Here is a 14,472-nt window from a genome sequence, read left to right on the forward strand (position 1 = left end):
AAACTCCCCTTAAACTTTTGTTCGTCTAATAAAAACCTTCCTACTTTTCAGTCTAGTATATTCCCTACAATTTTTCATCTTTTTTCCATAATTTATATTATCATATTTGGAATTAATTTATTAATAGGAGTATGATTGTTTCTACCTTTTACTTTATAGTCTATGATAAGAATCCTGTTTCTCTCCAGATATGGTTAGTGGATGTTTTAAATCATCTATTCTTATTTAATCGGTTTCTCTGTTTTTAAAACAAATGAACTTAATGCGGGAACCTTAATCTTATTATCATGGAAAACATAAAGTACTTTACTTCCTGCACGTTCACCATCTACTAGCACTTTCCAAGGACCTTTTGATGGAAGAGTAATTTCCACCGCTTCTCTATTCGCATTGTGAGCCACAACAAAATATTCGTTTTTATTACCATTTGCTTTGCCATCTAATGTATAAGCTACAACATTTTTTGGCGCATCAATGAACGTTAAATGTTTTTTTATTTGTTCAGCAGATGTCATGCGAAAAACTGAATGGTTGTTACGCAACTCTATTAAGCCTTTCATATAATCTACTTCTTTATCGAATGCTGCACGGCGCACCCAATCCATTTGGTTAATAGAATCAGGAGATTTGTAGCTATTATGATCACCATATTTTGTACGCATGAACTCTTGGCCTGCATGCAAGAATGAAACCCCTTGCGATGTTAATATGATGGAAGAAGACAACTTGTGCATTCGTTTACGTACTTCTTCACTGTCGCCAGGATTAGTCAACACAAGCTTATCCCATAATGTATGGTTGTCATGTGCTTCAACATATGTCAGAATCTGCTCAGGATCCTGATAAGTATACACTTTTTTATCATAGTCGATACCAGCCATAATTCCTTTTTTAATGCGTTCTTCCATGTTTTGCATTCCGTTCACAAAACCATTATCCTTATCCCCGAATACGCTTCCTTTCAATCCATCACGAATATCGTCATTAAAATGAGCGATTCCTTTCATTTTCTCCGCATTTTTTTGATTTGCTTTTAACTCAGGCGCTAGAGGCGTATTTAAATCCCAACCTTCTCCATGAAGAATAATAGAAGGATCAATTTGATTAATGGCTTTACGTATCGCATTCATTGTTTCGACATCATGAATACCCATCAAGTCAAAACGGAATCCATCTAAATTATACTCTTTTGCCCAATACACGACGGAATCTATCATAAATTTCCTCATCATCTTTCGTTCAGAAGCCGTATCATTCCCTACTCCTGTTCCATTTGCGAGTGAACCATCCTCATTGTAACGATAATAATAACCTGGAACTAACTTGTGGAAATTGGATTCAGCCGCATTGTACATATGATTATATACAACGTCCATCACAACACGAAGATTATTATCATGAAGTGCTTGAATCATCTGCTTTAATTCAGTAATTCGAACAGTGGGCTCATAAGGATTAGTAGAGTATGAGCCTTCTGGTACATTGTAATTTTTCGGATCATATCCCCAGTTATATTGTGGTTCATTTAATTTTTCTTCATTTACTGAAGCATAATCAAATATCGGTAAAAACTGGACATGAGTAACACCAAGATCTTTAATATGATCAAGACCTGTTTTTACACCCTCGGGTCCTCTCGTTCCTTTTTCTGTTACACCAAGATATTTTCCTTTTTGTTTAATACCACTTTCAGGTTGAATGGAAAGATCACGTACTTGTAACTCATAAATAATAGCATCTTCCGGATTTTTAAATTTCGGCTTTTTGCTCCCCTTCCACTTTTTTGGATTTGTTTCTTTTAAATCAACGACTGCACCTTTATCACCGTTAACAGAAGCAGCACGCACATATGGATCAACGGCCTCAGTCCATTTGTCCCCAATCTTCACCTTATATGTATAAAAAAGGCCCTTTTGATCACCTGTCAGTTTTGCAGTCCAAGTTCCTTTTCCCCCTTGATCCATGCTGATTTCAGTACCTTTTTCATCATTCCATTTTTTATAAGTAACCAACTTTGCCTCGCTCGCAGTGGGAGCCCACAAACGAAACTTGGTTTCCTGTGGCGTATATATATTCCCTAAATCATTACCATCATAATAAAATAAATGATCAAATTCCTCGCTACGAATTACTTTACCAATTTCAGTATTAGCTTCAATGGAATTTCCCATTTTGATTTTGTATGTTTTTTTTAAATCAAGATTCTTTTCTGTAATGATTTTGACCTTATTGGTAATATCTCCATTATTTGTGTCATAAGGACTAACTTTCTCAATGTTAACGCCCTCAATTTCAATTTTTTGCTCCTTAATATTGAATGGAGCATTGGTAGTTATAGTGATTTCATTGAAGCTATCAATAGTCGCCTTCTGAATAGAAAGTTCAGAAGAAGGCTTAGAATTGTAAACTTTATCATCGCCAGAAAGAACCCATATTTCAGCACGGCCATCCTTAATATTTTCAATCCAACGATCACCACCATCTTTTTCCCATTCATTCGTACGAACTATAAATCCGACACGATTATAATCACCATCTATTTTCACCTTAGCATACTTACCAAACTCATCTTCCCCAGTAAATTCATAGGACCTGCCACTCGTATTTTCAGCCCACATCCAAAGATTCCAATCTTTTATATTTCCAGACTTCTCCTTATAATGAACGATAATTTCAGTTGTTTTCGTATTTGATTCTGCTTGTACACTCTGAAAAGAAAAACCAGATAATAGCATAGCAATTACAGTAAGTAATAAAAACGTCTTGTTTATTAATTTTTTTGTAATATACACTCCATTCACCCTTTCTTAAAATATTACGAATAATTCATTATGAGTAACCCTGCATAAGTTAATCTAGAAATCGCTTTTATAACACCTCCGTATTGAATGTTTTCACTTATGTATTTCAATGATCTTTTAATAGAAAAATCAAAGGTATAAAGGAGTAAGAAATTAACGAAAACGTTTGCATTAAATATCAAAAAAAATACTTACTTATTCCTTTTTATATCTCTAAATATCAAAAGATCATGAAAAACATTCTAAAGAAAACGTTTGTTATCGCTTTCAATTTTATAGCACGAACCATAAAAAGGTCAATATATTATTAATTTTCTGTTTTTACCCTATGTACATATTGTTAACATGTAAAGTTGTAACCCCTTGAAGATAGTAAACATGGACATATTTTGACTTTAAGACTTCATCTCTACGTCAACACATACTAAAATTCTCCCACTTTACATAATAAAAACTCTCCTAAATACATTCACGTATTTAGGAGAGTTTGGGATTACTTTATTTTACAAGATTCATGTATTGAATCCTCTTTCTTTATAACTCGCTTGTATGAACTATCTCTTTTCAAAATAAGCGATGATTCTTCCATTACCAGGGTACTCTCCGTTCCAGCCACAAGGAAAGCCACCTGCTTTATAGATTTCAAACATAGTTTCAAAGAAATCATTCTTCTTCCCATTGATAGCACGGCTAAAAGCACAATTATTGAGATCAGCTACGACATCATTGAAAAATCCATCCATTCTAACTGCACTCTGCCTTACATGATTGTCAATAATCTCTAACATAGTATGTAATTCCTTTGGTCTTTCAATTTCTGATAACCTATAATACACTCCCCGAACTTTACTCTTTTCTAACTCCCTTATATCTGTCCACGTGTATTCATCTTCACCATATGCTTCCTCATAAGCGAGCAATTCCGCTTGCTGCATATCGTTAACGATAGCTATTTTATTCGAAAGTTTTTTGGTTAAAGAAGCAAACTGAAAATCTTTTGAGAAATCTACTACCTCTTGTACCAATTCATTATATTCCTCACCGTTCATTCCTTATTAAACCACCTTTCTTGATGCTTAATTACACCTCATTGAGACCATTCATAAACGAAACGTATTTTTGAAAAAATAACATGTTATACAAAAAGAGAAACAACGATAGAGTTTAAAGATCGTTATTCCCCTCTATTTTTTAACTTTGAGCGTTAATTTTTTCCAATAATAATTTGTTACAGTTTCCGTATGTTGTTTTTCCAATTCAGATAACTATAATCAACCTCTTCTTTTAATTCAAAATAGTTTTCCCAAGTATCTTGTACATGATAAAGTGTTTCGCCTGCATCTACAAAAACATCCCTATAATCATATAGATACTTCCAATCATTATCATTATTAAAGTAATACATTGCAAATTGATTGCCCTCATCATTTAACATGTCGTCTGCAAACACACCACCCCACTTTATATAGATTTGCGTGCCAGTCATTTGTCTAAGCTTAAACTTATTAATGTCATCTTGAGACTTTTCTTCAAATTCTTTACTAAATAAATTATTTTCAATGATCCACCCCAGAAACATACCAGTATGTACATATGCTTGTTCCATTGGCAAATCCTCCGGAAAATCACCATTATAGTGGTACTTTGCCTTATCATAAATCACGATGCCCAGCTCCTTTTCATATCTCATTCATTTTACATACTATTGAAAATCAAACAATGCAACTATTATAAAAATCTTATATACAATGAATCTATTTTTATTAAATTTGTATATTTTCCAAATTTAAATGAGGTAACTTATCCTTATTATCTAGTATTTCAATTTTTGTTATTTGTTTATTATTGTTTTGAACGAGTTGCAATAAGGCAAATAAACGATCGAGTTCTTTTGTTTCAAATTGACTATAATCTAGATTTCGGACAGATTTTAACATTACGAATAACTCAGAAGGAACCTTTCTATGGCTTTCTTCCATATCATCAATTATAAATTGAATTACATTTTCATCAGGTGCTGGAATGTATCCTAACTTTTCAATTTCTTTCAATAATGGTTTGAATTTTTTATACTCTTCATATACCTTTAAACCATTTTCATAATCATCCCCTATAATGGTAGAGTTAAACAAACCACTCACTTCCACCTGAAACTGAATGTTATGATTATCTTTCACTTGAACCGTGTGCCAAGTGTGTCCCCATTTCCTCCATTTATGCTACCCCACTTTGTTACGATAACATCAATACCATATTTGTCCTCTATATATTTTTGTATTTTTTCGTCCTCTGTGGTTTGAGAGAAAATAAGCATAAATAATGCAATAATAGCAATCGCAATTATCGAAGTTTTTTTATATTCGCAATTCACCCCCTGCTATATTTTAACATATAGACATTTCTCTTTCTTCATTCTATATGAGTTTCAACTCACATCCATTCACTTAAAAAATTCGTTGTTCTCAAAGTGAAACATAAATTAAATGCTCATAGATAACTATGAGAGACAAAATTTTAGTTTTGAAGTATTTTAAAATCTTAACTTGATTGCCATCATAAAGTTTCACTTTATAAGGTATTTTCGGTCCAACATTATTTCAAAACAACAATTTAAGCGTGGCTTTAAACTATGCTGACTTTGTTTCTTAGTTAATTTCTGCATTTTATACCATTCGCCAATCATATAAAGTAAAGAGGAATACCGATTATAGTTAAAAGCGATAAAAATGGAACCCCTTATTCATTTTTTTATGATAGATAAGAAAAAAGGAGAGAGTTTACAAATGACTGTAGTAAAAAACGGAACATTGCAAGTACCTGGTGCGAGTCTTTACTATGAAATTAGAGGAAAAGGGCCTGTCCTTCTAATGATCCATGGCGGCGGTGGTGACGCTGATAAATTCCTTAAAGTCGCTAATCATCTTGTTGATTGGTATACAGTTGTTACCTACGACCGCCGTGGACATTCTCGCAGTAAGCTTACCAATCAAACTGAAGATTACCGCGTGGAAACACATAGTGACGATGCTCACCACCTGCTAGCTAAACTGACCGATGAACCGGCATACGTATTCGGAAGCAGCTCTGGTGCTGTTATTGGACTTGATCTGTGCGTACGCTATCCAGAGCAAGTAAAGCTACTAATCCCTCACGAACCCGTTTTATTGCAACTTTTATTCGGTGATGAGCAGTTGCAGGCTAGAAAATTCATGGAAGCCCTTAAGAAAAATCATAAAAGCGAGGTCATAAAGTTATTATCAAATGTAGGAGTGGACACTAGCAATCTAAAGCAACTGAATGATGTGCAAGAAAAGCGAATGCTTAGTAATTCAACGTATTTCGTTGAGTATGAAATACCGGGAATTCTCCGCCATTCACTAGATATCGATGCCTTGAAGACTGCATTAATATCTTCATCGATGCAAGTACTTCCAGCCGGGGGAAGTGATGCACGGGATTTTTTCGCTTACCACTGCGCAGTCGCATTAACGGAACAACTAGGAACAGAAATTGTGGAGTTTCCAGGGCATCATGGAGGCTATAACACAAGTCATCATAAAGAGTTTGCTGAGAAGTTACACGCGATTTGTTGTTCACATTAACAAAGACAAATAAAAACTGGCAAAATGAAATTTGCTAGTTTTTATTTACTTCGGGACTACTATTCATCAGAATCATCCCTAAACATTACATTATCAATTGCTTCCCTGTCTTTTGCAATCCCTTCTATTGTCCCAATTAAATTTCTTACCATCTCAAGTGTAATCCATTCTTCCTCTTCATAAATTTTTATACTTGCTCCCATTGAAAGTAATTCCTCAGCACATTTCACTAAAGATCTCAATTGATCTGCATCATCATAATTACATTCCATTACAGGCTTTTCTGTTTTCATATTTTGTTTGATTTCACTTATCGATTTAGACGTTTTCTTTCTAATCAAAGGCAGATACTTATTACAATTCGAATCATGAAGCACTACTACATTCACAGTAACCAACTTAACTATCCCTCCTCCAATTAAAATTCTATTATTCCATCATTTCAACCACTATTATAATTTAAATCCATAAAAATATTTTTGACCTCTTTCCCAACTTCTTTTCGAGATAGTATCTATATAGGTTACAAAATCTTTATAGTTATCATTACGAATTATCGTATGATAATCAGCAGGTACTTTCTCTCCTGTCCATATTGATAATAAGGATGGTATTAACTCCATTTTTAATGGTTCTTCATGATTTGCTGCTCTTATGACTCTTTCAAACAGTTTCTTTGTTAAATCCCCAGGAAACGCTGGGCTCTGATAGCAATAATACTTTTCCATATCACTGTTTTTTGTGTGATTAAGATAAAATTCACCAATCTCGTCTACACTTGCTGCTTCTCCGATGATATCTTGATAATTTATATAAAAATCAATGGAATCCCTTATGATCATCGAAGTTTCTGTTATTTCATTCCACTCTTCAAGTAACACTAATAAATACGGAATAACCTCCATAGAGAGCGATGTAATAGCTGCGGATGAAAATGTATCTACTGCGTATTCACTTGCTGAAGCTAAAAATATAAGATTATTAGAATTCCTAATATCTTCATGAGAAGCAATAGAACAAAAAATTCGAATACATAAGTTTAATATTTGTTCATCATTCGTATGATTCATTAGTTGAATTAGTAATTGTTTTTGTGAAAAATCACCAGCCTTAAAAAGCTCTATTACATTTAGCAAAACTTCCTTTTCTGTTTTAGCATTCAAAATATTCTTTTTTATATCTGAAATCGATTCAATTGGTCTATTCCCATACCAAATACGATTCATTATATTTGTACCTTCAATCAAAACATCTAACTCCCTTGTAATGACCGTTTTCTATACCCCCACATTTACTCTTTTCATATCAAGAATATCTGTGATTCCTTTTTCATTCATTTTATTTAATAAGTATGTATAACCTTTCTCTAAAGCAAGATTTCTTTCTTCTTCATAAATAGGTAAAAGTGTATAAAAATTAATGATATTACCTTCTAGAGTCACTAATTTCTCCAACCCCTTTTCTTGTACATTACATACCATAATACATGATAACTTTGTTTTAGGTGCAAAGGGCTGTGGTGGTTCTCCATTTGGAAGAATCACTCCTTCGGTTAGCCATCCGTCATAACTATGAGGAATATGGGCTGTTTTTCTTAACCATCCAAATGGCCAGTAAAAGCTTTGATCCTTCAAATCCTTTTTATTCGTTGGCCAGTCTACAGGTAACTTTTGTATCAATTCAGCATACTTAAACTCACTTGCTTCTTCCGAATTGTCCATCGGATAATCACTCATCCCTGTCGTCACAAGAGTTATGAAATGATTCTCTTTAGATGGTGGTATGATATGAATATGAATTCCTACTCTACTTCCAGGTATGATTTCACTTATAGTCGTAACTGGAGATCCGAAGTATTTTGCTACATTTTCTAAAATCTGATTTTGTTTACTCTGATTATCGTAATTTGTTACAGATGAGTTACTTTCATCTACAGTTTCTAATAATTGAATCATTTCAGTTTGTCCCTGCTCTCGAGCAAAAGCCAATGCATCCCTATCACCACTATACTTTACACTTGAATCAATACCACTTTTGATTAGAATCTCTGCAATATCTACATGACCATTACTTATTGCACCAAATAACGGATTCCTTTCTGGTTCGGTGACATCCATCTTTGCGCCGCAAGACAATAAATATGTAACAATATCTATATATCCTCCTGAAGCGGCCTCGTTGATTGCCCCGCCGCCGTATACACCACCATTTCGATTCACGTCTGCTCCTAAAGCTATAAGCTGCTTAACAATCTCAAGTCTTCCTTTTGAAGATGCGACATGGAGCCATGTCCCAAAAGGTGTCATCATATTTAATCTCTCAATATCATTACCAATTAGTTTAACAACTCTTTCCGTATTACCTCGCTTAATTGCTGAACGAATTTCTTTTGCAATGTGTATATGGTTCATAACTTATAATCCCCTCCATTTCGTTACATTATCTAATTGTTTAATGCTATTCTTATATAAAAATTTATTAGTATATTAAATAGAAACTACATATTATGAAAGTTTCTTAAGAGTTCGCAATATTAATTATATTACATATATACTTCGCGTAAACTTCCATTCACTCAAAAATATAGAGGATCTAAAATACGAGATCCTCTTCAATTTCCTGTATAATATTCCAATCCACACCGTCTTCTAACTCATTTTCAAGTTCTTCTAATAACCGAATCCCTTCTTGTTCAATACCCGCTTCATATCCATGAACCTCAAAATATCTTTTTTTATATTTTGTATACCAATAATATGTACTATACATGATCGAATGTTTCTCTTCTTTTCCGATTAAATTCATTGCGGTTTTGCTTAAAAAATCATAATAACTCCAAAACTCTTTTAATCTCTCATCACTAAATATCTTACTAGTAACCTTTTCTACTTTGTCTCGTTGCATTAATTTTGTTAATTCCAACTCTTTTATTATTTCCACTAAGTTATCCCTTTCCGTCCGTGTTCGTGTTTATTATATTCCGATGCTTCCATTGAACCCGATGTCTTTACCACCTATCATCAGCAATTACAGTATATTGAGCAACGCCAATACATTTCAGTTCGTTATTTTTATATGTAATCTTTGTTTTTCTAGCGTTATATTCAAAATTATAAACTAGAATTGCTGTATTACATTCTTTATTAAAGATAATGTTATCAAATTGTTCAGTAAATTGTTCGTAATATGAAAAGCCCTTCAATAAATCTTGAATATTATTTGTAAGTGGTTGAAAAATCCATTTCTTTTCGACTAAATCACGATCATAATAACCTAGGTTAAAATGTTGTTCGAATATAGAAGGTATACTATCCCCATCTTCTGTATATTTAATATTCGTATAGTTTTCAAACTCATCATTACTCTCAAAATTCCCAATCCATACTGTTACTTTTTCATTCATCTTATACTCCCCTTTTATTCTTTTGGCGAGGTGATGTTTCGGTTCTTTAATTTATCTTTTCTATGATATGTACTATTTCGTTTAAACCATAATAGACCTTTATCGGGACTAGCTAATCCTCAATTTATAGACTCCCTGCTAACATGAAAAGGATCCACATGATTCTCTTCTAATAATTCCTCAAATTTCTCTGTTCCGTATTTTAGAAAATATTCATATTCCGACTCCGAAATAAAAAATGCTAGCAACACTTTACCATCCTTTTCTGCATTTCCAGTCAGTACATAGCTGTATTCCTCTGGGAAAGCGAACGGTTCAGTAAAGTAAACTGCACTTTTATTGTATTTTCGAACAAAAGACTTATCGATACTTTCAATGCCACTAATTGCTGTTCCACGACCTATTTCTATTCGATTCGCTATACAATAAAATAAAGCATTTGCCAAAATATATCCTACACTACGAAATGCCCCATCAACTACCATGGAAACTTCAACATTATCCCCTACTATTTCTTCATATTTACTAACTCCAAGTGTATTAAAAACAAGACATTCTTCAAATACATTTTCATATTTCAAAATTTGTATACTCGGCATGTCCTCACCATCTTTAAATACTTCCCGGTCGATTGGCTCACCTAAGTATTTACTATAATGGTCATAATATAGCTCTCCATAATGAATCATTCTTTGAATTCCCCTTTATACACATGAATTTTCATTCTTTTCCCCTGAAGGCTATATAGCTGAATTGATAATCATTTTAACAAATTTAAAAAACCGCTTAATTTTACTCCTCATATAAATGATCAAGAAATTCATTTATATTGTTGGCTAAAAAATACATATTTTTCATACCGTCGTGCTCTTCATCATGAGCCCAATGAAAAATTTTTTCACAGTATTCCTCATTGATCCCCAAACATATTTGGTTACCGCCAGGATCATCTGCAATTGGTATAAATCCCATATCTAAAAGATCATCAAAAAAATCAATTATTTTATCCAAATTATCATACATACCGCCAATTCCATAGAAAATGTTTAATACACTTTCTCCTGCATCATCTGAGATTTTATACATACTTGCCTTTGGATAGCCTCCATTATATTTTAATAAAAACTCTCTATAATACTTCGGGAATTGCAACTGATGTTTTTCCTCAAAAGCTTCTAATTCTTCTAATGATAATTTTTCATGAATCATTTCAATCTCCAACGCATTCCCACTCCTTGGCAAATTTTTTCCACCATCTCTTTTTGATTGTGTATCATTGGCATAAGTTGGTTAGACATATCCTCTTTCAATAAAAATCATTTCTCTCTATTCTGTGATACTCTAAATCTGTTAATGAAACTTTATTATCTGCTACTTTCTTAAAGCAAATACTTCTTCGCGATTATAATCAATCATCGTTAAAAAGTACTCTTCAAAATTTTCAAATCGATCTATTTCCTCTCCAGCAAACCAAATGACCGCTCCAGGTATGGAGGAGTTCGGCAAACATAATGTAAATAAATCTCTGTCAAATTCCGTGACTGCGATTGGCAATAATTGATGCCGTAAAAAGCCACTTTCTCTTAAGACGTCGTCCTCTATTGTGTGGAATAATACTCCTGCACAATTCATCATATGAGTTTCTTTCAATTGTTCTATCCCAAATAAATCAACTGTTTGATACAACCCTTTCCAACCATTAGCATATCTCAGGAAATCTCTATACTTTTGATCAAGTTTGTATCCTATTGTTTTCTCAACAAGGCAAATCTCTGCCTTATTTGCTCCAACCTTTGGAAAGTGATGCGGCCATATTTGCTCCACATCCTGTTTCATCAATTCCTGCTTCACCGCTATCATTGTCGATATATGACCCTTCCAGTTTGTCATCGTTTAAATCCCCTTTTATAACCAAAAATATTGTATAGCATAACGAATATCAATTGTAAAATCCGTATTCAAGATAGACTCTATATGTATACTACTTATCATTCACTAGACGACTTTGCCGATTATTGTTTTGATGAATAGCAACCTAAGATTTATTAGTGAAGCATGTCCAGAAACTGTTGAAAAGTATTTGTAACATAATAAACTACTGGCTCAAGCTCAGCAGAATTTTCATGATCCCACACACAAACTATAGGACTATTTCTTGATTCGCGAAAATCTAAACATAAAACATCACCAGCAAACAAAACAGCGATCGGTAATAAAGCCACTCCTAGTAAATCTCCATCATCTGTAAGCCTCTCATCAAGTCGAGACCATGTTACATCAATATCAAACATGCCACTTTCAAGATGTTCTGGAGCTTTAAGAATACACAAGAACCGAATAACTGCATAACTATGACTATTACAAATAAAAGAATTCTTTTCTGGCAAACCACCATTATTCATTTTTATGAAATACTTATAATCTAGCGGTAATTCAACTCTCCAAGCCTCTTCTTTCTTACATATTAAGTCTTCAGATGGTAATGGAAAAATCACTGAATCTTTTTTTATTCCCATAAAACACACTCCTCTTTTCTATTTTCGTAGCGCAACAACTTATATGTTATACTATAAGATTATTTATAAAATAAAGAGAATTCTCATGAAACAATGAGTTTAAGAATAGTATGCGTCCAAATTTAGGAGGTTAATCCGATTTAGCGCTTACGTAACTAGCTATATTTCAGACTCATACCTCCATATGAATAAAGGACTAGGTTAATTACAACCCAGCCCTATATTTCTACTAATTTACTTTTGCTTTGTATATCGAATCGTTTGATAAGACTCTACATCAAACATTTGAACCTTGTTGTCACCGAAACTTTGAATTGTTAACGGTATGTCTTTTCTAGCAACATCGGAAGGTTTACCATCTAGGATTGATTCCTTAATGTGTATTTTTAACATATAACCGTTATTTGTATACTCACAAGTTCCTGCAACATAATCATCTTTACTCGGATATCTACCCTTTACATACAATTCAAATGTTCCATCTTCTTTTAAGATAAGTGAAACAGTAAAATTACCGTCTTTCTCAAAACCCCAAGTATCTGCTAATTCTTTACCATCAAAGTTGCTTCGTAAATTGTACTATCCTCGTGTAGCAATATAAAACAAACTATACTCTTCTTCTAGATAACTGTTTTTTCCTCCATAACAGTATCCCTATTCACTATATTCAAGTAGAAATGCGATACTGTTGTAATGTAGTATGGATAGATCCAAAGAAACGGGATACCAAGTGTGAAAAATCCGATGATAATCCCTAAAATAAACCATCCGATAAAACTTAGCGATAGTAGGAATAAATCTAATTTATGTCCTTTCATCAGTTCTTGGCTCTTTTTAATTGCTTCACTCGCTGTATATTCTGGATGATCTAACAAAATATAGTAAGCCATAGAATAAGAGATAAATTTTATAATACCTGGTACAATTAATAATACACTCCATAAAAGTGTGTATACAGTCATTAAAATAGTCACCTTCATAGATCTAAACACATTACTTTTTCGAAATCCTTCAAATAACTCACCAATTGTAGTAGATTCTTTTTTCGCTAAACGCAATGTAACTTTAAAATACCCATAATTCATAATGCCTTGTACAGCTATTAAACAAATAAATAGAGCAGCGAAAACAAGTAAATAAGAAAAAGCACCTACTGCATTTAACTTTTCGTCTCCTGTAATCGAATAACTAGAATTCATTGTTTCACTTAATAAGATACCCAGTAACAACAGTGGAAATCCTATAATAAACATACCAGCCCTGGAAATGACATGATAAAGAAACGATGACAATACCCCCAATCCCCATCTGTCTTTTAATGAAGATAAGGCCGCTTTTTTTAAGTCACTAATCATTTTGATCCTACCTTTCAATTTTTTCCTCTTATATGAATTACTTTTACACAAGGAATAATAGCATATTTTAACAATATTGACATTATATATAATTCCATTAATATCTAAATGAATGATGAAACTTTTCCAAAAGTGTTATTTTTAAGTAAGTATCAAATTCAGTACTTCTAATGATTTTTTATAAAACTACTTGACTAATCTTAGTATGTTTATTTTAAATCTATTAATTATGTAATTTATTTAAAAACTCAGTGAATGTACTTGCTGCATAAAGCCCATTACCAAACTGCAGTCATTCTATAATATCTTTAATTAAGTTCTAAATGATCCAAAACACTCTGAATTAGCCATTTCAGTTTTTCTTCATTCATCTTTCTCATACCATATTTTTTAACGAGTCCGTGAACCATATCCCAATCTTCTATGTGCAAAATTAGCTTTAACTCTGCACGAAGTTTTTTAAGATACTCCATATTTTCCAATGAGTTAAAATCGTGAATAAATTTATCCAATTCATCATAATCCGCACTTACGTTAAAATAGCATTCAAGAAAATATTTAAAAGTTTCAAAGTTCAATTTCTGATTCAAGTTTCCCCCTCTTACTAAAGTTATTTTACGATTAAAAGATTAATCATAACTCATAAAACTATTCTAGAATTAGCGATATCTAGTTTTTTAATACACGCATAACTTCAAATATCTTTTAATTAATATCTTGGATTTGAGTCAATATTTTGGACACAAAAAAGTTAAATCTAAGCTACTTTTTTAGCTAGATCTTCTATAGTTTGGG

At 32.8% G+C, this 14,472-nt stretch carries 16 protein-coding genes and 1 pseudogene; 1 reads left to right on the forward strand and 16 read right to left on the reverse strand.

Annotation, left to right across the window (positions count from 1 at the left end):
- Positions 1-221 precede the first annotated feature (221 nt).
- From pulA to JDS96_RS16700, 4 genes are all read right to left on the reverse strand, one after another.
- Positions 222-2,792, reverse strand: coding sequence for a type I pullulanase (pulA, locus tag JDS96_RS16685; RefSeq protein ID WP_199667472.1), 2,571 nt, complete (start codon positions 2,790-2,792; stop codon positions 222-224).
- A gap of 563 nt (positions 2,793-3,355) precedes the next feature.
- Positions 3,356-3,850: a hypothetical protein gene (locus JDS96_RS16690; RefSeq protein ID WP_199667474.1), complete on the reverse strand. Its 495-nt coding sequence runs from the start codon at positions 3,848-3,850 to the stop codon at positions 3,356-3,358.
- A gap of 179 nt (positions 3,851-4,029) precedes the next feature.
- Positions 4,030-4,464, reverse strand: a complete 435-nt coding sequence (locus JDS96_RS16695) for a DUF7832 domain-containing protein (protein WP_374221002.1) — start codon at positions 4,462-4,464, stop codon at positions 4,030-4,032.
- A gap of 100 nt (positions 4,465-4,564) precedes the next feature.
- Positions 4,565-4,933, reverse strand: a complete 369-nt coding sequence (locus JDS96_RS16700; RefSeq protein WP_199667477.1) for a hypothetical protein — start codon at positions 4,931-4,933, stop codon at positions 4,565-4,567.
- A gap of 651 nt (positions 4,934-5,584) precedes the next feature.
- On the opposite strand from JDS96_RS16700, the gene JDS96_RS16705 reads away from it, so the two are divergent.
- Positions 5,585-6,403 (forward strand): alpha/beta fold hydrolase, encoded by an 819-nt coding sequence (locus JDS96_RS16705; RefSeq protein ID WP_199667478.1) that lies wholly within the window; start codon positions 5,585-5,587, stop codon positions 6,401-6,403.
- Positions 6,404-6,462: 59 nt separating this feature from the next.
- On the opposite strand, the gene JDS96_RS16710 is transcribed toward JDS96_RS16705, so the two are convergent.
- The 12 genes and pseudogenes from JDS96_RS16710 to JDS96_RS16765 all read right to left on the reverse strand — a co-directional run bounded on the left by JDS96_RS16710 (position 6,463) and on the right by JDS96_RS16765 (position 14,267).
- Positions 6,463-6,792 (reverse strand): hypothetical protein, encoded by a 330-nt coding sequence (locus JDS96_RS16710; RefSeq protein ID WP_307838192.1) that lies wholly within the window; start codon positions 6,790-6,792, stop codon positions 6,463-6,465.
- Between the two features lie 63 nt (positions 6,793-6,855).
- A complete protein-coding gene (gene imm47 / locus JDS96_RS16715) occupies positions 6,856-7,650 on the reverse strand; it encodes an Imm47 family immunity protein (protein ID WP_199667480.1) in 795 nt (264 codons plus the stop codon).
- Between the two features lie 30 nt (positions 7,651-7,680).
- The gene (locus JDS96_RS16720; RefSeq protein WP_199667481.1) at positions 7,681-8,814 is read right to left on the reverse strand and encodes a suppressor of fused domain protein; all 1,134 of its coding nucleotides are present in this window, start codon (positions 8,812-8,814) and stop codon (positions 7,681-7,683) included.
- A gap of 181 nt (positions 8,815-8,995) precedes the next feature.
- The gene (locus JDS96_RS16725) at positions 8,996-9,343 is read right to left on the reverse strand and encodes a hypothetical protein (protein ID WP_018783385.1); all 348 of its coding nucleotides are present in this window, start codon (positions 9,341-9,343) and stop codon (positions 8,996-8,998) included.
- A gap of 67 nt (positions 9,344-9,410) precedes the next feature.
- Positions 9,411-9,806 (reverse strand): immunity 22 family protein, encoded by a 396-nt coding sequence (locus JDS96_RS16730; RefSeq protein WP_199667482.1) that lies wholly within the window; start codon positions 9,804-9,806, stop codon positions 9,411-9,413.
- 119 nt (positions 9,807-9,925) lie between these two features.
- Positions 9,926-10,495, reverse strand: coding sequence for a suppressor of fused domain protein (locus JDS96_RS16735; RefSeq protein ID WP_199667483.1), 570 nt, complete (start codon positions 10,493-10,495; stop codon positions 9,926-9,928).
- Positions 10,496-10,598: 103 nt separating this feature from the next.
- Positions 10,599-11,027: an SMI1/KNR4 family protein gene (locus tag JDS96_RS16740; RefSeq protein WP_199667485.1), complete on the reverse strand. Its 429-nt coding sequence runs from the start codon at positions 11,025-11,027 to the stop codon at positions 10,599-10,601.
- Positions 11,028-11,177: 150 nt separating this feature from the next.
- Positions 11,178-11,696 (reverse strand): SMI1/KNR4 family protein, encoded by a 519-nt coding sequence (locus JDS96_RS16745; protein ID WP_199667487.1) that lies wholly within the window; start codon positions 11,694-11,696, stop codon positions 11,178-11,180.
- Positions 11,697-11,851: 155 nt separating this feature from the next.
- Positions 11,852-12,322 carry an SMI1/KNR4 family protein gene (locus tag JDS96_RS16750; protein WP_199667489.1) on the reverse strand — a complete coding sequence of 157 codons (471 nt, stop codon included), beginning with the start codon at positions 12,320-12,322 and terminating at the stop codon, positions 11,852-11,854.
- 234 nt (positions 12,323-12,556) lie between these two features.
- Positions 12,557-12,871, reverse strand: a pseudogene (locus tag JDS96_RS16755) (DUF3994 domain-containing protein); the annotation flags it as partial.
- 71 nt (positions 12,872-12,942) lie between these two features.
- Complete coding sequence (locus JDS96_RS16760; RefSeq protein ID WP_199667496.1) at positions 12,943-13,677, reverse strand: DUF975 family protein; 735 nt, start codon at positions 13,675-13,677, stop codon at positions 12,943-12,945.
- Positions 13,678-13,985: 308 nt separating this feature from the next.
- On the reverse strand, positions 13,986-14,267 hold the full coding sequence (locus JDS96_RS16765) for a hypothetical protein (RefSeq protein WP_242479927.1): 282 nt from the start codon (positions 14,265-14,267) through the stop codon (positions 13,986-13,988).
- Between the last annotated feature and the right edge of the window lie 205 nt (positions 14,268-14,472).

Origin of the sequence: Bacillus cereus group sp. N21, from assembly GCF_016483395.1 — a bacterium.
GTDB lineage: Bacteria > Bacillota > Bacilli > Bacillales > Bacillaceae_G > Bacillus_A > Bacillus_A pseudomycoides.